Below are 23,658 nucleotides of genomic sequence, written 5' to 3'. Positions count from 1 at the left end.
TGAACTTTAATGAAAAAACGGCATCCTAGGATGCCGTTTTTTATTGCCAAAATTAAAGGCTTATTCTTAGACGAAGCCGAGATAGTGAGCAGCAACCACTACAAGGCTAGATACCAGAAACAGCGCCAACATGAAACGCCAGATAAACTTGACCCAAATGCCCCAATCGACGCGACATACACCTAATGTAGCCATCAATGACGCCGACGTCGGTACCAGCACATTGGTAAAACCATCCCCCAACTGAAAGGCCAATACGGCCACCTGGCGGGACACACCGACGATATCGGCAAGAGGAGCCATCAGAGGCATGGTCAACGCCGCCTGACCCGACCCCGAGGTCACAAAGAAGTTGAACACCGACTGAAACAGCAACATAAACCAGGCCGAAGCGACCGCAGGTAACTGGCCAATCAGTCCGCCTGCGCTATTGAGTAAGGTGTTGAGTACGCTTGGTTCATCAGGCTTGCCGCCACCGAGAAGCAGCAAGATCCCCGAGGCGCAGCCAACCAGCAGAGCTGGCTCGAGCATGGTGCCAGCGCCTTGTTTGAAGCTGGTCGCCATACGATTCAGCGTCATACCATTGAGCCCGAAGATCACCGCAATCATCCCCACGACAATCCCCATGGCAAAGAACTGACTGGCAATTTCAGGAATAAACCAGGCGTTAGCGACAACGCCCCAAATCACCCAGATTACCGTGAGCAAGATGGTGAGCAGCACCAGGCTATCGCCAAGGTTAAACCGGCTCTGTAATTCGCTCGCGGCATGATGCTCGCGAAAATATCTGTCCGACTCATAACAGAGTGAGCTTTGGGGATTGGCCTGGATCTTGGCGCCGTAGCGCATGGTAAAGATCACCCCCATCAGAGTGAAGCCTGCCCACATGAGGCCCCTTACCCCAGCGCCCGACAGCACGGGAATGCCGGCGATGCCCTGGGCAATCGCCACGCTGAAGGGATTCATCCAGGAGCTGGCAAAGCCCACCTGAGTCGCCACATAGGTCACCATCACAGTGGTGATGCCATCGAAGCCTAAACGTATCATCAAAGGGCAGATAATGATGGCAAAGGCGATCGCCTCCTCCCCCATACCAAACACGGCGCCACCAAGGGAGAACAGGATAAAGAGCGCGGGAATGAAGAGGCGCTCATTGCCCTGGGTCTTATCAATAAGCCTTATGATGCCGTTATCTATGGTGCCGGTTTCCATCACTATGCCGAAGGCGCCGCCTATCACCAGCATAAACATGATCACCCCAATGGCGGTGCCCCATTTAGAACCCGAGGTTAAGCCTTCGAAGGCAAAGTTAAAGAAACCTACGCCTCCGCCTCCCTCAAACAGGGCGACCGGCAGCTTGAGATGCTCTCCGGCCTCATCCAGGCTAAAGCGAAACGAGTTCGGGTCGACCACACTACGCTGTTTTTCTACGCCATCGGCAAGATAATGGATCTCCTGGGTCTCGAAGGAGCCGACGGGTACTAGATAGGTTAGCAACATGGCGGCCAGGGCCACGAAGAAGATGATCACTAAGGTATCGGGTAAATGAATTTTCTTTTGCGGATTCGCCGCCGGGGAAGGCGCTTGATTTGCCATTGCTTTTCCATGGTTATTCTTGGAATCTAAGTTATTGCCCGCCAATATAAACCAATTCCCTTTTCACTGCACAAGAATCCCCCTTACCAGCGAATAAGGGATAACGCTCAGACCAGGCGACCATAATGACTCAAGCATCCCTAGATAGGATTCACGTATTGGCAAGAAATGTCATGGGGCGCACAAGACGCGGGCAAAGAGTGAGGCAGGTCGAGTAACTTAGATAAAATCAACGCTTTACTTGTGAAAGCACCCGGGCACTCATACAATCAATATCACACAAGCATCAATTTTATTGATAGTTTTCTTTATTGTTCAAATCAGTTAGGACGCCACAAGGTCGATGAAGTACTCACTAAAACAAATCATGGTGTTCGATGCCGTAGCCAGCCTGGAAAGTGTGAGTGCCGCGGCGCGAAAACTGTCGATGACACAGTCTGCCGTCAGCATGTCCCTTGGCCAGCTGGAGAACCTGCTCGGCCGCCCGCTGTTTATCAGACAGGGCAATCGCCTCACCCTCAGCCACTGGGGGAACTGGTTGCGCCCAAGGGCAAGACGCCTGCTGCAAGATGCACAACAGATCGAATTAGGCCTTCACGAACAACACCTTATAAGTGGTCGTTTTCGTTTATGCTCGAGTCAAACGGCCGCCGAACATCTGCTGCCTGAGCTCATCAGTAAAATCGATACCGATTTTCCCGAACTTAGGATCGAGCTCACAGTGGAGAATACTGAGAACGTGGTCGAGGGCTTACTTAATTACGAATATGACTTTGGCATCATAGAAGGCCGCAACGACGACAGCCGTCTCTATCAGGAGCAATGGTTAGACGATCATCTGGTGGTAGTCGCCTCGCCTCACCACCCCTACGCCAAGCAGACCAATATCAGCCTGGCGCAGCTTGAACAAGCAAGATGGGTGCTGCGCGAACAAGGCGCCGGGACCCGCCGCATCTTCGAGGGGGCGATCCATGGCGTCATCGAAAAGCTCAACGTATGGAAAGAGTATGAGCATGTCTCCCTGCTCAAGGCCTTGGTGAAAAATGGCCCCTATCTGAGTAGCCTGCCTTTCTTGGATGTGGAGAAAGAGGTCGCCGCCAGCGAGTTGGTTATCTTACCGACACCGCAGCTCAACATGCAGAGGCACCTCTCCTTCGTGTGGCGCTGCGATTCAGGCGAGAATCCGCTACGTGACTGCGTGATCACCGAGGCCAGACGCCTGAGCAAACATCGCCAGCACGCCAAAAGCAATAAGTAGAGAATTAGGATTAGTTGCCCAACTCACTGCCTGCTTAACTGACAGGTAAAATGAGTCGGCAATTGAAAAGGCAATTGAACTGCAAATCAAACAGACAATTGAGCCAGCAATTCAGTAGACATTAAAAAGGGGCATTCGCCCCTTTCTTTTTGTCGTCTGCATCTGGCCTTATGAGCTATTCAGACAAGCTCGCTATCAAGGCTAGCCCTTTAATATCGAGCGAACATCAGCTTCCGACCTGGCTAATTTCAACCGAAGTCAGATGCTAATCGAATGAAATGCTATTCGAGTGAGACGACACTATTCGTAGATGGCGCATACCTTAGCTACGATGGACTCTCGGTTAATCACCCCAACTAACTTGCCTTCACTGATCACAGGAAAACAGCTGGGCTTACTCGCGCTGGCGTGACGCAGTCGCTCCTCGTAACTGGCATAGGTATGGCCGGTCAGCACGCCCATGTCACTCACGGGAAACAGCTTGTCACGATCTACCACCATCACCTCTATCAGATCGGCCACCGCATCATCAGGGGTTACCGTCAACACACGGGTCTGCATCAGATCGGCCACCTTGTAGCTAATGCCACGGATAAACTCTTCTGACCATAGGCTACGCAGCAGATCTTGCTGGGAGACAAACCCCAGCAGGCGTTGCTTAGCATCAACCACGGGCGCGCCGCGTAGCTGCTTCTCGTTGAGCTGCTTAAGCCCCTCATACACAGAGAGCTCAGGTGCTAGGGTAAAAGGTGTCTGCTCCATCAGCGTACTGACATTTAATTTTTGAATCGATTTAGGCATTTGGGTCTCTCCCCTACAAGCTTTACTAGATAATATTGAGATTGAATGTGCAGCGAGCTCGCTGCCGTTGTCCTGTCTGTTACTCTGATCACTGCGGTTTAACACAGGCTCGAGATGCACCGCCATAGATGTCACCTGAGCGAGTGGGCCAACATGTGCCTTACTTGAATCTATCCACCAGTAACCCAGCCCCACCACTAGGCCACCGCCGACGATATTGCCCGCGGTCACAGGGATCAGGTTATTGGTCAGAAAATGAAGCAGCGTCAGATCACTAAATTGCTGGGCGGTAAATCCGGGGATCTGATACCAGTCCAAGATGGCCAGCTGCTTGATGGCGATCCCCAGGGGCACCATAAAGAGATTGGCTATGCTGTGCTCGAAGCCACTGCTGACAAACATCGCCACAGGTAGCATCAACAAGATGGCCTTAGTCAGCGCCTCCTTACTGGCGAAGGTCATCCAAACCCCCAAACAAACCAGCATGTTACATAAGATGCCCAAGGCGAACGCCTGGCCCCAGGAGTGGTGCAGCTTATGTTGGGCGACCTTCAAGGCATTGAGGCCCCATAACCCGCCATCTAACAGGTACATCTTGGCACCGAGGATCAATGCCAGCATGAACATGGCGCCGCAAAAGTTACCCAGATAGACGCGTCCCCAACAGGCCAGCAGCTCCTGCGTGCTGACACGTTTCTGCGCCCAGGCGACACTGCTCAGCACGCTACTGGTAAACAGCTCGCCACCACAGATCACCACCAACATCAGCCCGAGGCTAAAAGCCAGGCCGCCAACGAGCCGTACCATGCCCCAATCGCCGGACGCCCCCGTAGTGACGGTGAGATAAAACACGAAGGCGAGCGCGATAAAGGCGCCGGCAAACATCGCCTGACCGATAGACTGCATCGCCTGCTTAGTCACCTTCTCCTGACCATAAGTCGCGGCGCGTTGACACAGGCTAGGCTCGCTCGAAGGCGCTGGCTCGATCCGCCTGGCTGCTAATGGCACTAGATTAGGTATCGTCATGGCGCGTCCATCTCCAGCCGAGCGTAAAAGAGGGGTGAAATTTCATTAACGTCATCTCCGCAAGTGCCAAGTCCCGAAAGACGGCTATTGATTAATAAATGTTTTTACAAAGAGTTAGCCTATTGCCTCACTCTCTGATGCCGAGATTAGCCATTAAAAGGAGGGAATAAAATTTGATAATAATGAATGAGACAATCAGTAAAATTGATAACAAAACCTGGAGGTAAGCAAGTTGTTAAATCAGCAACAAACAACCTTTAAACCAAATAAATACAATAATTTATAAGGAGAAAAATGTTACTTAGGAAAATAGAGATAGAAGCGCCCATGAGATGTAAAGGCGTGCGACTCACCAGGGCAAACTGGCAACTAATCACCTATTGCCTAAGCTATAAGGCATCTTGATTAACATCCCTGGCGAGTCCTTTGTGTGGGTGCGCTGGAGACGAAGCGGCAGACCCAGATGAGCATTTGTGAGATACAGAGCACATCGCACAAGCTTTATGTGAGGTCGACCCCAGCCAAAAATATGAGCCGTGCGAGGCATCTCTAATTTGCCGAGAATGGGGGGAGTGGCTCCCAAAAGTGACAAAAGGCGCGATCCATATCCAAACGCAATATATATGCCTAATGTAAAAATTGATCTGAAATGGCGATACAAGATGTTAACTAGCTCCCAAATCATCTAATCACCAGTTTCAAGTTTATTGATAGTTAATGTCAGGTGAAATTCACTATGTTAAGATTTATGAGGTAAATTGGTCAGACCAATTTAAAACAGCGTTAGGGATGCAACTGCTCGCCGGATTTAGGGTGTTTTATCCATTCTAGGGGGCGGACAAGTTACTCGAGTGGCACCTGGGGGTTTTTCAACAAACGACACTCGCTGACTTGCAAGGATTACCTCTAAGTCTTCATCGAATTGATGAGTCAATAAGTTCTTTTCGGAGAATGAGAAATTATGTCAGAAACAGTCAAAAAAGAAGAGATGGAAGCCTCTGAGCTGACTTACAAGGCGCTTCACCGTCCTGCCAGCGAGTTTGCCACTCGTGAAGAATATTTAGACCACGAATTACAGATCATGAAGCCCAGACGTTGGGGCCTCAACCTGCCGGGACGCGACTTCCGCTTCGAGTGGGAAGACTTGGTACCCGCCATTGCTGGTACTATCGGCATCACGGTAATGTATTCCGCCGTAATGGCCGCCTGGGCTTCGGGCCTGAGTGAGCGCTGGGAACACATCAACCTAGGCGCCGAATTCGCCATTCAGGTAGTTCGCGTCGAAATGCTCATCCCCGCCCTGCTCTTCTGTATCATCAGTTCCGGATTTATCAACCCTCGCGCTAACCTTGGCGGCAACCACGGCCCCATGATCCCGCTTATCGGTACCATCGCCTTAGCTGGCGCGCACCCGTTAGCGCTTGCGATCCTTCTGGGTATCTTTGGTCTGCTGCTTAGTTACTTTAAAGGTGGCTCCAGGTTGGTGAACCTCACCTCCAGCGGCGTCGCGGGGGGCCTCTTGGTCTTCCTGGGCTTCATGGGCGCCAAGAGTCAGATCACCTCGCTGTTTGACTGGGCCGGTGGCCTGCAGGCCAAGCACGCCCTGGACTATAGCCTGGGCTATGTTGCCTTCTTCATCCTTTTGGTGAACGTCGTTCTCTACGCCTATCTGGCCAAGGTGGGTAAACGCTGGCTGGCTATTCCGCTTTGTTCTATCGCGGCAATTGCGCTGGCCTTCGCCCTCGGCGCCGGCTTAGATCTGCAATTTGTTACCGCGCCTGGCATCCCTAACCTGAACCCAGCGTACTGGTGGGGCTCTACGGAATACGGCTGGCAGCTAGGCTTACCTAACTTCGAGCACTTCATCGCATCACTGCCTTTCGCCATCCTGGCGGTTGCTATGTGGTCACCAGACTTCCTCGGTCACCGTATCTTCCAGGAGCTGAACTACCCTAAAGGCACAGAAAAAGTGCTGATGGATGTGGATGACACCATGACCACCTGTTCGCTACGTCAAATTGTGGGCACAGCTGTGGGTGGCGGTAACATCACCTCTTCATGGGGTACCTACATGATCCCGGCGGCAATCGCTAAGCGTCCTATTCCTGCCGGCGCCATCTTGCTGGGCAGCCTGTGTATCATAGTCGCGGTACTGGGTTATCCAATGGATGTCACCGTATGGCGCCCTGTGATGTCAATCGCCTTGCTGGTTGGCGTATTCCTGCCACTACTGGAAGCCGGCATGCAGATGGTGAAAGACACCCAAAGCAGCCAAGCGGCGGGGATCTGTATCTTCGCCTCATTCGTTGCCAACCCTGTGCTAGCCTGGGCACTCACCATGCTGCTAGATAATAACGGCCTGATTGGTGATAAAGAACGTGCCGCTAGCCTGAGTCTAGCCGACAGACTGATCATTCCGGGTCTGGCTTTTGTTATCTGTCTCGCCGCCATGTTGGCAGTGGGAATGATTCAAGGGATCCCAGCGCTACTTTAATCGCGCAAACGACGACGAAGAGGGCTTAGGCCCTCTTCATTTTTATCTCCCCTATACTTACATCAAACTTGCTGATAACAGGCATCAATATGCCCTATGGGCATGGCGCTCATAACGCCGGGGAATCACCCTTATCATCGATGTCACAGGTTGTCAGACAAAGGTGTGAACCACCTCGCGCAAATAACCGACTCTTAGGTGAGATGCAAACGAAATTTTGCGCCAAAAATGATAACCCGATAGCAATTTTGGCATTAACTCGGGCAAAAGCAGACCGATTCAGATGCAGCGCCTAGGGAGATATGGTACTATGCATATGGTTAATTGGTCTTACCAATTTAACGATAACCGAATCGATTTAGACAGTGAGTGTCAAATGGCTTCGGATATCGCGTAAAACAGATTTAAATCGACACGGTTTACCGGTTCGATAATTCAGTTCCCATCATCCGGGTAATACATTGAAGGGAGCTGCGAAGAATAGCTATTGGTGTATCGCAACGTCTGCAGTGACAGCCTCTCGATAACCAATAACCTTTATCTCAAACAGAAGGTATTAGTACGATGACCGAAAAAACTGAGCTGTTCACCAAAGCGTGGGAAGGTTTTACTCCTGGTGATTGGAAGTCTGAAGTAAATGTACGCGACTTTATTCAAAAGAACTACAAGCCCTATGAAGGAGACGAATCTTTCCTAGCCGGCCCCACCGAAGCGACCAGCGCGCTTTGGGACAAAGTGATGGAAGGTATCAAACAGGAAAACCGCACCCACGCACCTGTTGATTTCGATACCGACAAAGTCTCTACCATTACCTCTCATGCAGCAGGTTACATCGACCAAGATCTTGAAACCATTGTCGGTCTACAAACAGACGCGCCACTTAAGCGTGCCATGTTACCCAATGGCGGTATCCGCATGGTCGAAGGTTCATGCGCTGCCTATGGTCGTGAACTGGATCCAAACATCAAGTATGTCTACTCAGAACTCCGCAAGACTCACAACCAAGGCGTATTCGACATCTACACCCCTGAGATCATGCGCTGCCGTAAGTCTGGCGTACTGACTGGTCTGCCAGATGCTTACGGCCGTGGTCGTATCATTGGTGACTACCGTCGTATCGCCCTGTACGGTATCGATTACCTGATGCAGGAAAAATTTGCCCAGTTCAGCTCACTGCAAGCGCAGTTTGAAGCGGGTGAAGACCTTTCAGCCACCATGCAGCTACGCGAAGAGATCGCCGAGCAGCACAAAGCTTTGGGTCAGATGAAGCAGATGGCGGCCAGCTACGGCTGTGACATCTCAGGTCCTGCAACCAACGCTAAAGAAGCGATTCAGTGGACTTACTTCGGCTACCTGGCCGCAGTGAAGAGCCAAAACGGCGCCGCCATGTCTCTTGGCCGTACCTCTAGCTTCCTGGACATCTACATCGAGCGCGACATCAATAATGGTGTCCTGACCGAGCAGCAAGCTCAGGAGATGGTTGACCATTTCGTGATGAAGCTACGTATGGTGCGCTTCCTACGTACCCCTGAGTACGACGAGCTATTCTCTGGCGACCCAATCTGGGCTACCGAGTCTATCGCAGGTATGGGTCTTGACGGCCGTACACTGGTGACTAAGTCTAGCTTCCGCTTCCTGCACACCCTATACAACATGGGTCCAAGCCCTGAGCCAAACATCACAGTGCTTTGGTCAGAGAAACTACCACTTAACTTCAAGAAGTACTGCGCTAAGGTGTCTATCGACACCAGCTCTATTCAGTACGAAAACGATGACCTGATGCGTCCCGATTTCGATTCTGACGACTACGCCATCGCCTGTTGTGTGAGCCCTATGGTTGTTGGTAAGCACATGCAGTTCTTCGGCGCCCGCGCTAACCTGGCCAAGACCATGCTTTACGCTATCAACGGCGGTGTGGATGAGAAGCTTAAGACTCAGATCGGTCCTAAGTTTGAGCCAATCAAAGATGAGGTACTGGACTTTGACGATGTGATGGGCCGCCTGGACACCATGATGGAGTGGTTAGCGACTCAATATGTGTCTGCGCTAAACGCGATTCACTTCATGCACGACAAGTACTCTTACGAAGCGGCTCTGATGGCGCTACACGACAGAGACGTACGTCGCACCATGGCTTGTGGTATCGCCGGTCTGTCTATTGCTGCCGACTCACTGTCAGCCATCAAGTTTGCCAAGGTTAAGCCAATTCGTGACGAAAACGGCATCGCTGTCGATTTCGACATCGAAGGTGAATATCCTAAGTTTGGTAACAACGATGCACGCGTCGATGACCTGGCTACCGAGCTGGTTGAGCGCTTCATGGCTAAGATCCGTCACAAGAAGATGTACCGTAACGCGATCCCGACCCAGTCTATCCTCACCATCACCTCAAACGTGGTTTATGGTAAGAAGACAGGTACTACGCCGGACGGTCGTCCAGCAGGCGCGCCATTTGCACCGGGCGCAAACCCAATGCACGGCCGTGACGAGAAAGGCGCTATCGCCTCACTGACTTCAGTTGCCAAGCTACCATTTGCTCACGCACAGGACGGTATCTCTTATACCTTCTCTATCGTGCCAAATGCCCTTGGTAAAGATGACGACGGTCGCCGCGCTAACCTGGCTGCGCTGATGGATGGTTACTTCGCTCACAACGAGACCCGCGAAGGTGGTCAACACCTGAACGTGAACGTAATGAACCGCGAAATGCTGGAGGATGCCGTGGTTAACCCAGACAAGTATCCACAGCTGACTATCCGTGTATCTGGTTACGCCGTGCGCTTCAACGCACTGACACCAGAGCAGCAACAGGACGTCATTACACGTACTTTCACCAAAGGGATGTAATTTCCGTCAATCGAGCGGTCAAACGCTAGATTTTTGGTGAATATAAGCTAGGCTGTGCACTAATTTAGCACAGCCTACTTTAATTGAAGTTTTCGGAGTCACAATGACAGTAAAAGGGCGGATTCACTCACTGGAATCCTTTGGCACAGTTGACGGTCCCGGCATTCGGTTTATCACCTTTATGCAAGGCTGTTTGATGCGCTGCCAATACTGCCATAATCGTGACACCTGGGATCTTCACGGTGGACGTGAAATCGAGGTCGACGAGCTGATGGAACAGATCATCAGCTATCGACCTTTTCTCGAGTCCAGCGGCGGAGGCGTCACCGCCAGTGGCGGCGAAGCCATACTGCAAGCCGAATTTGTTGCGGCCCTGTTCAAGGCCTGCAAAGCGCAAGGGATACACACCTGCCTAGACACCAACGGCTTCGTCCGTAAATACACCCCAGTTATCGATGAACTCCTCGATAACACAGACTTGGTACTGCTCGATATCAAACATATCGATGACGACCAACACATCGCCTTAACCCATGTCAGCAATCATCGCACGCTGCAATTTGCCCAGTATCTCCAAAAACGCCAACAAAAAGTGTGGATACGCTATGTTGTCGTGGGCGGCTATACCGATGATATTGCTTCGGCACAGGGCTTGGCAGAATTTATTAAACCTATGACCAACGTGGAGAAGGTGGAGCTACTGCCCTACCACGAACTAGGAAAACACAAATGGGAAGCCATGGGCGAAGAGTACACCCTCAAGGATATCTCTCCCCCATCGCGCGAAACCATGGAACAGATTAAACAGGTGTTTGTGGAAGCCGGCATAACTGCCGTGTACTAACAAAGATTAGAGCGCTTCCCAGTAGTGTTTATCGAGACGCTCGAAGGCCATCTTCAAGATGACCGCCATGTCCAGATAACAGGCACTGGCACCTAGCGGGGGACAAGCCACCCCCATCCCCTGGAGCTTGGCGGACAAATTATTGCCCCAATCCAGCAGAGAAAGTGGCAGCGGATGCTTAGCTCGCCAACCGAGCCAAAGCAAGCCTTGAATAGGCAAGCTGATAAAGAATAAGGCGATGGTAATAGCCTGAGGTAACCAGGCCCAGCCATACAGATAGAGTTGACTGCCGCCAGCCAGCAGGGCCAGCAGCGGCATCAAGCGAATCGCCAGAGCCGTCGCGCGGATCACGCGATACTCTGGAAAATAAAAACTAAGTTGTCTAACCATAGGCCAGGTCTTCATATAGCGACGACCGACCCCTAAGGTTTTTAACACTTGAACAGTCAATGATGACACCTAACACTTAAGAGACTGTCTTTACCATAGCACAAGGCGAGCGTCAGCCCCAAGCGGCATCGCCTTGGCAGAGACCGAATCTTAATCTCAGGAACGAGAATTTAAAGCGACACCGGCCCTAGGCTTTGTGGTCATTTAATTTTGGTGAATGCCAGTCATTCACTCACTTTGCAAAAGGTTTTAAACATGTCTAACAAACTGGTTTTGGTACTAAACTGCGGCAGCTCATCACTGAAGTTCGCCATTATCGACGCGCTTACGGGTGACGACCAGATCTCAGGTCTAGCAGAGTGCTTTGGTCTGGAAGATTCACGCATCAAGTGGAAAGTCGATGGCAACAAATTCGAGTCTAAGCTAGGGGCCTTCACCGCCCACCGCGAGGCGGTCGAGTTTATCGTTAAAGAGATTCTGGGCCAGTATCCTGACGTCGCCGCCCAGATCCAGGCGATCGGTCACCGCGTGGTTCACGGTGGTGAAAAGTTCACCCATTCGGTGGTGATCGATGACAGCGTGATCGCGGGTATCGAAGATTGTGCCGCCCTGGCACCGCTACATAACCCTGCGCACCTTATCGGTATTCGCGCCGCCCAGGCCTCTTTCCCTGACCTGCCACAGGTCGCCGTGTTTGACACCGCCTTCCACCAAACCATGCCAGAGCGCGCCTTCGTGTATGCCCTGCCCTACAAGCTCTATCGCGAACACGGCATCCGTCGCTACGGCATGCATGGCACCAGCCACCTGTTCGTGAGCCGCGAAGCCGCCAAGGCGCTGGGTAAAGAGTTAGCCGACACCAACGTCATCTGTGCCCACCTAGGTAACGGCGCATCTGTCACCGCGGTTAAAGGCGGTAAGAGTGTCGATACCTCTATGGGTCTGACACCGCTCGAAGGTCTGGTCATGGGTACCCGCTGTGGTGACATTGACCCATCTATCATCTACCACCTGGTAGATCGTCTGGGTTACACCTTAGATGAAGTCAACAACCTGATGAACAAGCAGAGCGGTCTGCTGGGCATCTCTGAGCTGACTAACGACTGTCGCGGCATCGAAGAAGGCTACGCCGAAGGCCACAAGGGCGCGACACTGGCGCTAGAGATCTTCTGCTACCGTCTGGCTAAATATATCGCCTCTTACACTGTACCACTGGGTCGTCTGGACGCCTTGGTATTCACAGGTGGTATCGGTGAGAACTCAGATCTTATCCGTGAGAAGGTGCTTAACCTGCTCGCCATCTTCAACTTCGAAGTGGATCCAGCGCGTAACCAGGCCGCACGCTTTGGTAACCAGGGTCAGATCACCACAGACAATGGTCCAGTTGCCATGGTGATCCCAACTAACGAAGAGTGGGTGATCGCCGAAGACGCCGTTTCACTGCTAAAGTAATGTTATCGCAGCAGTAAATGCTATCGCGGCGCCAAGCGCCGCCACCAATTTTGACAAGACCCGGCCGAGTGTCTGGCCGGGGCATAAGAGGTAACTATGTCTCGCAATATTATGCTCATCCCCAATGGTACCGGCGTCGGCCTGACTTCTATCAGTCTAGGCATGGTACGCGCGCTGGAGCGCCACGGGGTAAAGGTGAGATTCTTCAAGCCTATCGCCCAGCAGCGCCCAACCGATAAGGGCCCTGAGCGCTCGACCACCATCCTTAGCAAGTCGCCGACGGTGAACCCGCTCGAGCCTTTCGACATGGCTCACGCCGAGCACTTGATCCGCACCGATCAGACTGATGTCTTGATGGAGCAGATCATCGCCCGCGCAACCGAGTGTGCCGACCCAAGCGAAACCCTGATCGTCGAAGGTCTGGTGCAAACCCGCAACCACCCTTTCTCTGACGACATCAACTACGAGATCGCCAAGGCGCTGGATGCTGACATCATCTTCGTCGCCGCGCCGGGTAACGAAACCCCGACCGCCTTGATGAACCGTCTCGAAATCGCCCACAACGCCTGGGGTGGCAGCAAGAACAAACGCCTCATTGGCGCCATCATCAACAAGATTGGTGCCCCGGTAGACGATGAAGGCCGCGCCCGCCCAGATCTGTCAGAGGTGTTCGATCACCAGGATGTGCAGCGTCCAGACGCCGCCAGCATGTTCCAGCTTCCTGGCAAGAGCAAGCTGCGTATCCTAGGCAGCGTGCCATATAACCTGAACCTGGTCGCGCCACGCGCCTCAGATTTGGCCAAGCACTTGAGTGCCCGCATCATCAACGCCGGAGAGATGAATACCCGTCGTCTACGCAAGGTCACCTTCTGCGCCCGCAGTATTCCTAACATGGTTACCCACATCAAGACAGACTCTCTGCTGGTGACCTCGGGCGACCGCTCGGACGTTATCGTCTCTGCCTGTCTGGCGGCGATGAACGGCGTCAAGGTGGGTGCACTGCTGCTGACAGGTAGCTATGAACCAGAGCCTGAGATCATGGCCCTGTGTGAGCAAGCCTTTGAGACAGGTTTGCCGGTATTCTTGATTGACACCAACACCTGGCAGACCTCGCTCAACATCCAGCGCTTCGACCATGAAGTGCCTGTGGATGATGCCGTGCGTATCGAAGAGGTGCAGGAATATGTTGCCAGCCATATCGACCAGAGCTGGGTAGAAAGCGTCACCATGAACTCACCGCGTGAGCACAGACTGTCGCCACCAGCGTTCCGCTACAAGCTCACCGAGCTTGCCCGCGCCGCGGCCAAGACAGTGGTACTGCCTGAGGGTGACGAACCAAGAACCATCGAAGCGGCCGCCATCTGCGCCGAGCGCGGCATTGCCCGCTGTGTGCTGATTGGTAACCCTGAAGAGATCCAGCGTATCGCCAGCCAACAGGGGGTAACCCTGGGCGAAGGCGTTGAAATCATCGAGCCTGAAACCGCTCGTGAGCGCTATGTTGCGCCTATGGTTGAACTGCGTCGCCACAAAGGCATGACAGAAGTGGTTGCCCGTGAGCAGCTGGAAGACAACATGGTACTGGGCACCATGATGCTGGCACAGGGTGAAGTCGACGGTATCGTCTCTGGTGCGGTAAACACCACGGCCAACACCATACGTCCGCCACTGCAGCTGATCAAAACGGCACCCGGTTCTAGCCTGGTTTCCTCTATCTTCTTCATGCTGATGCCAGATCAGGTACTGGTTTATGGTGACTGTGCCATCAACCCAGATCCAAACGCCGAGCAGCTGGCAGATATCGCCATTCAGTCGGCCGACAGCGCCGCGGCCTTCGGTATCGAACCAAAGGTTGCCATGATCAGCTACTCAACCGGTAGCTCTGGCACAGGTTCAGACGTCGATAAGGTGCGAGAAGCAACCCGTATCGCCAAGGAGAAACGCCCTGAGCTGGTGATCGACGGCCCGCTGCAATACGACGCCGCCGTGATGCCAAACGTGGCTCAGTCTAAGGCGCCAAACAGCCCAGTGGCCGGTCAGGCAACCGTGTTCGTCTTCCCGGATCTGAACACAGGTAACACCACCTACAAGGCGGTTCAGCGTAGTGCGGACCTGATCAGTATAGGCCCTATGCTACAAGGTATGCGCAAGCCGGTTAACGATCTGTCTCGTGGCGCCCTGGTCGACGACATCGTCTACACCATTGCCCTAACGGCGATTCAAGCCTCACAGAACTAATCAGTACTCGCCATAAGATCGAAAAAGCCTGTCACGAGACAGGCTTTTTTTATACTCAAACGGTTTGGCAAGATTAAAAAATATTCAGAGTGCACAATGCGTCAAAAAATGACCACACAAATTTACCAATTAAGTTCAGTCACTTAAGAGTTATGCATCGACTCTTCAACATACTTGTCCACAGATTCTGTGGATAACCGTAACAATTTGTTCATTCAGATATGCCAGCCCAGCTCCTAAGAGTCAAGTACTTTCGACTGACGCGCCCCGCTTGCCAAGACTTTAGAGAATCGCGATACTAGGCCAAAGCCTTTCGATTAAACCCTATGAAAAAATTACTCTTTATCTTCATTTTATTCTTAACGGCCTGCAGCCCAGACTCGGAAACTATGTCGGGCGTCATGACACCAGAGCAGGTCTCATTAGGATTCTTTCGTGCCATCTATGTCGACAGAGATGTCGAGAAGGCTAAGCAGTTTGTCGATGAGCCTATGCAGAAGGTGTTGTCGCACTACTATATCGCCGCCTCGGTACAGCGCCACGTGTTAAACCTCTCCATGCGCGATGTGACCCTGGAGATCGAAGAGATAGATATCGACTTCTTCCGCAAATTTACCAAGGATGTCACTGTGATCGTCAAGATGACGGGACTCAAGGGCGGCCAACCTTGGATAGACGATCGCACCATACGCCTACACAAGGTGAATAAGCGCTGGGTGATAGTGGAAATTCTGCCGGAGAAAGGCAATCTCAACTAAGCACTCGTCTCTTCATGCGTTAGTCTCAACAAGCGCTAATCTCAATAAATGCAGGCCTCAAGCGGAATAGCCGATACCAGATTTCTAGCTTTAGAAGCCTAGCTTTAGAGGCCTAGCTTAGAGGCCGAGCCTACAATAACATGGCCGATCGTGTCGCCCACAAAGCGGCATTAGAAAGAAACAAACCTACCGACCACAAAAAAGAGCAGCCCTAGGGCTGCTCTTTCTGTCTGAAGACTCTCACCTTAACGCACCCAGCCAGACTCGGCGCCTAAGTGAAAATTCAGTTTGGATATTTCCTTAATCCAAAAACGCTTCGTCATCCATCTCGACAGGTAATGACTCAATTACTTCATCTTGTACTTGGTAATAAGCGCTTTCGTATTCACGGGCTTCCATAACAACTCCAGATTTTTGTGTAGGGTACAGGCATGCTTTTCTATTGGTGCATTTTGCCTTGGGTATAAGCTGCAACTATCTGCTAACTCATGGGCGCTAGTGTACCACTAAAAAAACATGACTTACAGAAAACTTTCAGTATTGTGGTCGCATTTAGCGAAAAAATGCCTAAAAGTGTCAATATTCAATGATCAAAGTGAAAGTCTTTCATTTTTTTACTGCTGCGAAAACTAAAAAACATTTTCTTTACAATAAAACGATCTAATGACTCAAATGCGAACTGCTATCAATTAATTAATAGCGAATCGTTTGCGCAAGCAGGAGTGAGGTGATGCAATGAACACGCTGATCGAATTTGAGGCCCAAAGGCTAGCCGACCTGTTTACGCAGGGAGACACCTTATCTATCCACCTATTCATGGACTCAATGTCCATGCCCTTCGACGTACAAGAGAAACTGTTTAACGAAATTTCGGCGTTAAAAAACCTGGACCACCAACAGATAGCCCAGGTCATCGAATCTCACGGTCAGTCCTTGATTCAGGAACTCTACCGCTACTAACTCTACCCCTACAAATTAGAAGCTCATGGCTTTAATGGATCTAGCCATGAGCACAGCTCATTAGCCCTTAAAGCCTATTCTGATTCTGCTTGGCGCTGACGATAGCGCAGCACCTTCAACGCCTTGTCGGGGTCTTTATCCAAGAACACCTCGGGATTAGCCAGCTGCTCGACAAACTCCAGCGTCGGACTCTGCTCTGTCACCTGCTGTTTGAGAAAATCGATACCAAGCTCGGGCGCGTTAAGACACAGCAGAACTTCGCCTTGCGGCGCCAATAGTTGAGGCAGGCGGCGCAGCAGGCGCGCATAATCCTTAGTCGCCACGAAGCTGCCGCGCTGATTGCTCGGCGGATCGGCGATGATGAGATCATAAGGCCCCATCTTGGTTAGCTTGCCCCAAGACTTGAAGATGTCGTGCCCCAGGAAACGTGCACCATGGGGTAACTCGTTGAGCAGATGGTTCTGCTTGCCTATGGCTAACGCCCCCTTGCTCATGTCGATATTGACCACCTGATCCGCGCCGCCCTGCAGCGCCATCACAGAGAAGCCGCAGGTATAGGCAAACAGGTTGAGCACATTGGCCTGGGCGGCATTAGCCTTTACCCAGGCGCGCCCAGCACGCATATCGAGAAACAGGCCGTGGTTTTGCCCGCGCAGCAGATGGATCAGAAAACGCGCCCCGTTTTCACTCACCAGATGTGGATCGGGTACCTCGCCGTATAGCAGATGGGTCTGGGTCTGCCCTGCACATCTGTGCTGGAATACCAGGTTAAAGCCCTGCTCTCCCTTCTCTGCCCTCCAGCGCGTCTGAATCGACTGGGTCAGCTCCTCGAGTGCGGACTCATCGATCTCTTTGAAACTGGTGAGCAGGAGCACAGGGGGAAACCAGTCGAGACACAGATGCTCGGCGCCCTCATAACGACCACCACGTCCATGAAACAGCCGCTCGGCCTCGTCAGAGAATTGCACCTGCTGTATTGCTTGCTTAAATGACTCCATCTAACGCTATTTACCTATTACTTGAATGCTTTAACTAATGCTAATTGCTTTAACGAATAATGAACTACTTTTCCGCGTCGGCTTGTTCGCCGGCCCCTGCGCTAACTTGAGCGTCGGCGTTAACCCTAGCTTCGTTAACCTGTACCTCGGCGTTAACCAGAGTCTCATCGACGCGATCGGCCAGCAAGATGGCCAGCCAACCACCGCTCTGACTCGACTCCAGCGCTATCTTGACGATCATGGTCAGCGGCACAGAGAGCAACATGCCCACCGAGCCCAACAGCCAGCCCCAGAAGATCAAGGAGAGGAACACCACCAGGGTCGAGAGTCCCAGGCCGCGCCCCATATATTTGGGCTCGACGATATTCCCCATCACGGTATTGGTCGCCAGATAGAGCAGCGCCGTGCCCCCCGCCCCGGCAGGGCCGAGTTGAATAAAGGCCAGCAGCACAGGCGGAATCGCGGCGATGATAGAGCCTATGTTGGGAATATAGTTAAACAGGAAAGCGACAACGGCCCAGAGCAAGGCGTAATCGACCCCCATCAGCGCCAGGCCCGTCCCTACGACGACACCGGTTCCCACACTCACCAGTGTCTTAATCACCATATACTGGTTAACCGACTGTAGGAACTTGTCTATCTGCTTGATGCGCATGTCAGGATCGTCCAGCGCGAAATGCAGTTTCTTGGGCAAGTCCTGGGCCTCAAACAACATAAACACTACGGTTAGTATGATCAGAAACAGGTTAGCCATCACGCCGCCGACACTGGACAACATGTTGGTGGTCATCGACAGCGCAATACCCGGGTCGAAATAAGCCAAGACCTGCTCCTTGGAGACCTCGATATTTAGCGTCTGCAACTTGGTCAATACCCAGGCAAACTGCTCCACCAGCTGATCTCTATATAGGGGCAACTGACGGGAAAATTCATTAATGGAGCTCCCCACCAAGGAGGCCAGCCAGAGCCCCATTAGCACGATAAACACCATCATGATGGCCACCGCCAACGCGCGGGGCAGCTTAAGGCGGGTCATGCCGTTGATGGCCGGATTGCAGATCACCGCAATAAAGGCCGACAACACAAAGGGAACCACAATAGGGCTGGCGGCTTTGATCCCTGCCAGAATCACGACGATAAACGCCATGATGGCAAAGCCTTTAAACGCGACCCCCTGATTATCAAATCGAGTCATCTAAATAAAGTCCTTCTGAATTACCCATAATATTGATAGGCTTAACTTAAATCTTACACAAGAAAAATTACGATCATGAAACCAGAAATCGCCATCATTCGAATTAAAAATCTCCGTCTTCGCACTTACATTGGCATCAAGGAAGATGAGATCAACAACAAACAGGACGTCACCATCAACGCAGAAATCCATTACTGCGCCGCTAAGGCCCGTAACAGCGATAACATGCAAGACGCCCTGAATTATCGCACGATAACGAAAAAAATCATTGCTTTAGTTGAAAACAATCGCTTCTCACTGCTAGAACACCTCACGGATCAGGTATTAAGCATTGCCAGCGATCATGAATGGGTCGAATTCGCCTCGGTCGAGATAGACAAGCCCTACGCCCTGAGATTTGCCGATTCAGTCTCGATGCAGCTCTGCTACCAGAAGGGCTAAGCCTCACCCATTCCCTAATTACCTGCCGCCTAAAAGTGATCCGAATCCCTCGCTATGGTGTATATTTTTGATATCCCCTAAAAAATTGGAGTCGGCATGCGGATTTTGATCACCGGCGGAACCGGATTCATAGGCAAGGCCTTGGTGAAGGCCTTGGAAGGCGAACATCAACTCACCTTACTCACCCGTTCGGCCGGTAAGGCCCACCTCACCCTTGGCAACCAGCATAAGTTACTGGGTAACCTTGGCGCCCTGGCCAATCTCGACGGCTTCGATGCCGTCATCAACCTGGCGGGTGAACCCATTGCCGATAAGCGCTGGAGCCTGGAGGTAAAGCAGAAGATCTGCGACAGTCGCTGGGATACCACTGCGCGTCTGGCCAAACTCTTCGAGGCGAGCAAGACGCCGCCTAAGGTCTTCATCAGCGGCTCTGCCATCGGCATCTACGGCGACCATGACAAGCAGGTGCACTTGGATGAGAGTTTCGATCTCGCCCACTTCAAAGACACAGGCAGGGAGGAGAAATTCCCCCATAGCGTCTGCGCCAAGTGGGAAGAGCTAGCCCTGCAATGTCAAGGGCTGACCCGGGTCTGCGTGATTCGTATCGGTCTGGTGCTCGGCCTAAATGGCGGCGCGCTGAAGAAGATGCTGCTGCCCTTTAAGCTGGGCGCCGGCGGCGTGGTGGGCTCAGGAAAACAGGGGATGAGCTGGATCCACAGAGAAGATCTTATCGCCATCATACTGTTTCTGTTAAATAACGAGCAGTGCCAGGGGATCTATAACGCCACCGCCCCCAACCCGGTCAGCAATCGCGAATTTACCAACTCTTTAGGCACCGCCCTGAGCCGCCCCACCCTGCTGCCCATGCCCGCCTCTGTCCTAAGTCTGGCTCTAGGTGAGATGTCCCAGCTGTTACTTGAAGGCCAATATGTCTACCCCGATCGGCTAACTCAGGCGGGCTTTAGTTTTCATTACACCCATCTGGATGACGCACTGACAAATCTATTTGGCGCCTCCACAAGCTAAAGTCTCACCCCTCGAGCCTTAAAGGCTTAAACCTTGAGCCTTGAACTTTGAACTTTGAACTTTGAACTTTGAACTTTGAACTAGCGGCGCGCTAACCACTCGCGCCGCTCTCCTCTTTTACTTCCCGTTAGCCTTGCAAGAGTTGTCGACAGGACTTCTGCAATAGCTGACGACAACGCCAAGTGCCCAGCAGGGCGACGATGGCCGCGCCGGCAAGCGGTGCCAACAGCCACCAGTCCCAATGCATATAGACCACCAGCTCAAACACCTGGGTCTTCAGCAGGTAGATGGTAAACTCGGCGACTATGGCGGCCAGCAGGCCGGCGATAAGCCCTAGCAGGGCAAACTCCAGTGCGGTGGCCATGCGCAGCAACCAGCCAGAGGCGCCGAAGGTGCGCAGCACCGCTAGCTCGCGCTGACGTGTCGCCATCCCCGCCTCGGTCTGCGCTATCATCACCAGGCTGCTGGCCAGCAGGACCAGTACCAGCACCAGGGTCAGCGACAGAGAGACCTGGTCGATGATCTGTCTAAGCTGCTTCACCATGGCGCCGACATCTATGATGGATACCGTGGGGAAGCGTTTGATCAACTCGATCACCATGGGTCGCTTGCTGTCGTCAAGATAGAAGCTGGCCATAGAGGTATAGGCAAAGGGTGCCAGGGCGTCGGGATGGAAGATCATGAAGAAGTTTGGCTGCATCGTCTCCCAGTGTACGGCGCGAATGCTGGCCACCTTGACGGTCAGCGGCTGGTTATCTATCACATAGCTAAGCTCATCTCCAAGCCCTATTCCGAGGCGCTCAGCCACGCCTGACTCCACCGACACCTCATCGGCCTTTTGGTTAAAGTGACCCGACACCAGCTCATTATTAGGCGGCAGAGAGGTCCGCCAGGTCAGATTCAGCTCGCGGGAAATCCCCACTCGGCCATCGATCCCCTCATCGGCCTGCTCGGCAGAGATCAGCTTCTCGCCATTGATCGCCACCAGACGGCCGCGGATCACAGGATAGATATCGGTCGCCTTGACGCGGTTGTCACTAAAATAGGCCTCCAGCGGCGCCTGCTCCTCGGGCGCTATGTTCACCAGGAAGTAGTTGGGCGACTGCTCGGGCAGCTGTTTATGCCACTCATCGAGCAGGTCTTGCCTAAGCGCTATGATGGTCAGCAGCAACACCAGGGCGCTACTAAAGCCCACCAACTGCACCGCATTTTGCCTGGCGCGGCGTCTGAGCCCCGCCAAGGCTAGCTGCATAGGATTGGTGGTCTTCATGCCTACGCTGTGACCTGCGCGGATCAACAAGAAACCAAACAGACTCAGCAAGACGCCGAGCAGCATCACGGCAGCAACTACAGTCAAGGTAAGTACCAGACTCTGTGAATAGAGATACCCCAGCAGTGCCATCGCCGACAGGCTGAGTACCAGATGCAGCCACATCCCTAGCTGGATCCCCTCTAGCTGACGCTGCAACACCCTAAGGGGAGGAATGGCGAGCAGTCTCATCAGCGGATAAGCCGAGAACATGAAGGCCGAGATAAGCCCGGTAGCGACCCCTAAGGCGATAGGCCTAAACAGCGGCGGCGAGTATGCCGAAATTGATGCTGGCAGATAGGCGCTGATCAACGTGTCGAGTAGGAAACCACCGATGAGCCCCAATGCGATGCCCGCGAGGGTGACCAACAGCAGATGTAGACCAAAGAGAATGCGGATCTGCCGACTCGATGCGCCAAAGGTCTTGAGCATGGCTACAACGTCAAAATGGCGCTGACAGTAGCGCTGCGCCGCAATCCCTATAGCCGCGCAGGCAAGTGCTATCCCCAGTAGACTGGCAAGCAGCAAGAATCGCTCGGCCCGTTTGACCGCGCCGGCGATGGGAGAATCCCCCGACTGCACATCGACCCAGCGCTGACTGTTGTTAAGCAGCGGCTTAACTTCGGCCTCGAAGGCCTTGAGCTGACCAGCCTCTCCAGCGAACTGATGGATATAACTCACTCGGCTGCCAGGTTGGATCACCCCAGTCTTGGGCACATCTTGCAGACGCATCAGCACCACAGGCGATGAGGCGAAGGGATTAAAGCCCGCATCGGGCAGCCTGGCTATCTCGGCGCTCAGGCTGAAATTGGCATTACCTAGCTCGAGCTGCTTAGGGTAACCCAAGATCCCACCCAGGCGGGTCTCATACCAAATCTGATCCGCCTTGGGCAGCTTATCGGTCGGGCCATCGCTCAGCTCTATCACCCCTTTTAAGGGGTAACCGTCGCCGACCGCCCTTACCGTCACCAGCTGAAAGGCATCACCGGCGTAGGCCATAGAGTTAAACTGCATGCTGGCAACGTGTCTTAGCCCCAGCGCCTCGGCCTTGGTTAAGATCTTTTCGTTCAGCGGAACCGGCGAGTTGATGATGCGATCGGCGGCGATAAATTTAGAGGCCTGGCCGTTAATGGCCAGCTGCAGGCGCTCACTGACCCGCGCTAGGCCTGATACCGACAAGACCGCCAGGGTGATCGCCAAAATGATGAGTAACAGCTGCCCCTGTAGCAGCTCTCGTTTAAACAATTTCCATGCGATGCGAGACTCCATTAACTCGCCTCCGCTGCGCTCGAACGGGCCATCTCTTGCTCGCCGCTGTTGTCAGTTTCGCTCACCACCTCACTCAACTGTCCCGCCTGCATGTTCAGGCGGCGCTGACAACGATTAGCCAACTGGAGATCATGGGTCACCAGCACCAGGGTGGTGTCGCTCTCGCGGTTGAGCTCAAACAGCATGTCCGCCACCCGGTCGCTGTTGGCGCCATCCAGGTTTCCCGTCGGCTCGTCGGCAAACAGCACCTTTGGCTCGCAGATGAAGGCCCTGGCGATGGCAACACGCTGCTGCTCGCCGCCCGACAGCTGGTTGGGGAAATGGTTGAGTCTGTGGCTTAATCCCACTCGCTCCAGCATCTGCTGCGCCTTCTGCTTGGCGTTACTGATCCCAGACAGCTCGGCCGGTAGCATGACGTTCTCCAGGGCGTTTAGGGTATCGACCAGCATGAAAGACTGAAAGATAAAGCTGACTTTCTGTTTACGCAGTGCGGCCTTGCCTTCCTCATCCAAACCATTGAGGGTCACGCCATCGAGGACTATCTCCCCCTTGGTGGGCGAATCGAGCGCGGCCAGCAGTCCGAGCAGAGTCGACTTGCCCGAGCCAGAGGGGCCAAGAATCGCCACACTCTCCCCCGACTTGACATCCAGATTGATGCCATTGAGGATAGTAAGCTCTCCCTCTTGGGTAGTTACCGATTTATAGAGATCACTGACCTTGATAGCACTATTTTCTAACATAAATTCCTTCTCGCTTCGT

The 23,658-nt window shown here is 52.9% G+C and carries 17 protein-coding genes; 10 read left to right on the top strand and 7 right to left on the bottom strand.

All coding sequences use genetic code 11. From position 1 onward, the window contains the following. Window positions 1-66: 66 nt before the first annotated feature. Entirely contained in the window at window positions 67-1,596 is a 1,530-nt protein-coding gene (gene yfcC / locus AYI87_RS06740; RefSeq protein ID WP_144200660.1) for a putative basic amino acid antiporter YfcC, read from the bottom strand. Between the two features lie 343 nt (window positions 1,597-1,939). On the opposite strand from yfcC, the gene AYI87_RS06735 reads away from it, so the two are divergent. Then, window positions 1,940-2,854 (top strand): LysR substrate-binding domain-containing protein, encoded by a 915-nt coding sequence (locus tag AYI87_RS06735; RefSeq protein WP_144200658.1) that lies wholly within the window; start codon window positions 1,940-1,942, stop codon window positions 2,852-2,854. Window positions 2,855-3,154: 300 nt separating this feature from the next. Here AYI87_RS06735 and focA read toward each other — a convergent pair whose 3' ends face one another. Further along, window positions 3,155-4,681 carry a formate transporter FocA gene (gene focA, locus AYI87_RS06730; RefSeq protein ID WP_144200656.1) on the bottom strand — a complete coding sequence of 509 codons (1,527 nt, stop codon included), beginning with the start codon at window positions 4,679-4,681 and terminating at the stop codon, window positions 3,155-3,157. Between the two features lie 961 nt (window positions 4,682-5,642). On the opposite strand from focA, the gene AYI87_RS06725 reads away from it, so the two are divergent. The 3 genes from AYI87_RS06725 to pflA all read left to right on the top strand — a co-directional run bounded on the left by AYI87_RS06725 (window position 5,643) and on the right by pflA (window position 10,866). Continuing rightward, window positions 5,643-7,175: a DUF3360 family protein gene (locus AYI87_RS06725; RefSeq protein WP_144200654.1), complete on the top strand. Its 1,533-nt coding sequence runs from the start codon at window positions 5,643-5,645 to the stop codon at window positions 7,173-7,175. A gap of 564 nt (window positions 7,176-7,739) precedes the next feature. Continuing rightward, window positions 7,740-10,022: a formate C-acetyltransferase gene (gene pflB, locus AYI87_RS06720; RefSeq protein ID WP_144200652.1), complete on the top strand. Its 2,283-nt coding sequence runs from the start codon at window positions 7,740-7,742 to the stop codon at window positions 10,020-10,022. Window positions 10,023-10,125: 103 nt separating this feature from the next. Then, window positions 10,126-10,866, top strand: coding sequence for a pyruvate formate lyase 1-activating protein (gene pflA / locus AYI87_RS06715; protein WP_144200650.1), 741 nt, complete (start codon window positions 10,126-10,128; stop codon window positions 10,864-10,866). A gap of 6 nt (window positions 10,867-10,872) precedes the next feature. On the opposite strand, the gene yfbV is transcribed toward pflA, so the two are convergent. Further along, on the bottom strand, window positions 10,873-11,316 hold the full coding sequence (gene yfbV / locus AYI87_RS06710; RefSeq protein ID WP_011866189.1) for a terminus macrodomain insulation protein YfbV: 444 nt from the start codon (window positions 11,314-11,316) through the stop codon (window positions 10,873-10,875). Window positions 11,317-11,511: 195 nt separating this feature from the next. On the opposite strand from yfbV, the gene ackA reads away from it, so the two are divergent. The 4 genes from ackA to AYI87_RS06690 all read left to right on the top strand — a co-directional run bounded on the left by ackA (window position 11,512) and on the right by AYI87_RS06690 (window position 16,661). Further along, window positions 11,512-12,708: an acetate kinase gene (ackA, locus tag AYI87_RS06705; RefSeq protein ID WP_144200648.1), complete on the top strand. Its 1,197-nt coding sequence runs from the start codon at window positions 11,512-11,514 to the stop codon at window positions 12,706-12,708. 96 nt (window positions 12,709-12,804) lie between these two features. Beyond that, window positions 12,805-14,943, top strand: a complete 2,139-nt coding sequence (gene pta, locus AYI87_RS06700) for a phosphate acetyltransferase (RefSeq protein ID WP_011866191.1) — start codon at window positions 12,805-12,807, stop codon at window positions 14,941-14,943. Window positions 14,944-15,269: 326 nt separating this feature from the next. Next, window positions 15,270-15,701 (top strand): hypothetical protein, encoded by a 432-nt coding sequence (locus tag AYI87_RS06695; protein WP_144200647.1) that lies wholly within the window; start codon window positions 15,270-15,272, stop codon window positions 15,699-15,701. 735 nt (window positions 15,702-16,436) lie between these two features. Continuing rightward, window positions 16,437-16,661 carry a hypothetical protein gene (locus AYI87_RS06690; protein ID WP_011866193.1) on the top strand — a complete coding sequence of 75 codons (225 nt, stop codon included), beginning with the start codon at window positions 16,437-16,439 and terminating at the stop codon, window positions 16,659-16,661. Between the two features lie 74 nt (window positions 16,662-16,735). On the opposite strand, the gene AYI87_RS06685 is transcribed toward AYI87_RS06690, so the two are convergent. Both AYI87_RS06685 and AYI87_RS06680 read right to left on the bottom strand, forming a co-directional pair. After that, on the bottom strand, window positions 16,736-17,659 hold the full coding sequence (locus AYI87_RS06685) for a class I SAM-dependent methyltransferase (protein WP_144200646.1): 924 nt from the start codon (window positions 17,657-17,659) through the stop codon (window positions 16,736-16,738). 64 nt (window positions 17,660-17,723) lie between these two features. After that, complete coding sequence (locus AYI87_RS06680) at window positions 17,724-18,854, bottom strand: AI-2E family transporter (protein WP_144200645.1); 1,131 nt, start codon at window positions 18,852-18,854, stop codon at window positions 17,724-17,726. A gap of 75 nt (window positions 18,855-18,929) precedes the next feature. On the opposite strand from AYI87_RS06680, the gene folX reads away from it, so the two are divergent. After that, complete coding sequence (folX, locus tag AYI87_RS06675) at window positions 18,930-19,295, top strand: dihydroneopterin triphosphate 2'-epimerase (RefSeq protein ID WP_144200644.1); 366 nt, start codon at window positions 18,930-18,932, stop codon at window positions 19,293-19,295. Window positions 19,296-19,391: 96 nt separating this feature from the next. Beyond that, window positions 19,392-20,321 (top strand): TIGR01777 family oxidoreductase, encoded by a 930-nt coding sequence (locus tag AYI87_RS06670; RefSeq protein WP_144200643.1) that lies wholly within the window; start codon window positions 19,392-19,394, stop codon window positions 20,319-20,321. A gap of 127 nt (window positions 20,322-20,448) precedes the next feature. On the opposite strand, the gene AYI87_RS06665 is transcribed toward AYI87_RS06670, so the two are convergent. Beyond that, entirely contained in the window at window positions 20,449-22,899 is a 2,451-nt protein-coding gene (locus AYI87_RS06665; RefSeq protein WP_144200642.1) for an ABC transporter permease, read from the bottom strand. Beyond that, window positions 22,899-23,639: an ABC transporter ATP-binding protein gene (locus tag AYI87_RS06660; protein ID WP_144200641.1), complete on the bottom strand. Its 741-nt coding sequence runs from the start codon at window positions 23,637-23,639 to the stop codon at window positions 22,899-22,901. Before AYI87_RS06660 ends, AYI87_RS06665 begins: the two co-directional genes overlap by 1 nt. Window positions 23,640-23,658: the final 19 nt, after the last annotated feature.

It is taken from the genome of Shewanella sp. KCT (genome assembly GCF_007636505.1).
Lineage (GTDB): Bacteria > Pseudomonadota > Gammaproteobacteria > Enterobacterales > Shewanellaceae > Shewanella > Shewanella halotolerans.
This window is presented reverse-complemented; position numbering and strand designations above follow the sequence as displayed.

Coding starts and splice junctions, on each gene's coding strand:
- AYI87_RS06690 (WP_011866193.1), top strand. CDS start 16,437: ATGAACACGCTGATCGAATTTGAGGCCCAAAGGCTAGCCGACCTGTTT.
- focA (WP_144200656.1), bottom strand. CDS start 4,681: ATGACGATACCTAATCTAGTGCCATTAGCAGCCAGGCGGATCGAGCCA.
- ackA (WP_144200648.1), top strand. CDS start 11,512: ATGTCTAACAAACTGGTTTTGGTACTAAACTGCGGCAGCTCATCACTG.
- pflB (WP_144200652.1), top strand. CDS start 7,740: ATGACCGAAAAAACTGAGCTGTTCACCAAAGCGTGGGAAGGTTTTACT.
- pflA (WP_144200650.1), top strand. CDS start 10,126: ATGACAGTAAAAGGGCGGATTCACTCACTGGAATCCTTTGGCACAGTT.
- AYI87_RS06725 (WP_144200654.1), top strand. CDS start 5,643: ATGTCAGAAACAGTCAAAAAAGAAGAGATGGAAGCCTCTGAGCTGACT.
- AYI87_RS06695 (WP_144200647.1), top strand. CDS start 15,270: ATGAAAAAATTACTCTTTATCTTCATTTTATTCTTAACGGCCTGCAGC.
- AYI87_RS06685 (WP_144200646.1), bottom strand. CDS start 17,659: ATGGAGTCATTTAAGCAAGCAATACAGCAGGTGCAATTCTCTGACGAG.
- AYI87_RS06670 (WP_144200643.1), top strand. CDS start 19,392: ATGCGGATTTTGATCACCGGCGGAACCGGATTCATAGGCAAGGCCTTG.
- yfcC (WP_144200660.1), bottom strand. CDS start 1,596: ATGGCAAATCAAGCGCCTTCCCCGGCGGCGAATCCGCAAAAGAAAATT.
- AYI87_RS06660 (WP_144200641.1), bottom strand. CDS start 23,639: ATGTTAGAAAATAGTGCTATCAAGGTCAGTGATCTCTATAAATCGGTA.
- pta (WP_011866191.1), top strand. CDS start 12,805: ATGTCTCGCAATATTATGCTCATCCCCAATGGTACCGGCGTCGGCCTG.
- AYI87_RS06665 (WP_144200642.1), bottom strand. CDS start 22,899: ATGGAGTCTCGCATCGCATGGAAATTGTTTAAACGAGAGCTGCTACAG.
- folX (WP_144200644.1), top strand. CDS start 18,930: ATGAAACCAGAAATCGCCATCATTCGAATTAAAAATCTCCGTCTTCGC.
- AYI87_RS06680 (WP_144200645.1), bottom strand. CDS start 18,854: ATGACTCGATTTGATAATCAGGGGGTCGCGTTTAAAGGCTTTGCCATC.
- AYI87_RS06735 (WP_144200658.1), top strand. CDS start 1,940: ATGAAGTACTCACTAAAACAAATCATGGTGTTCGATGCCGTAGCCAGC.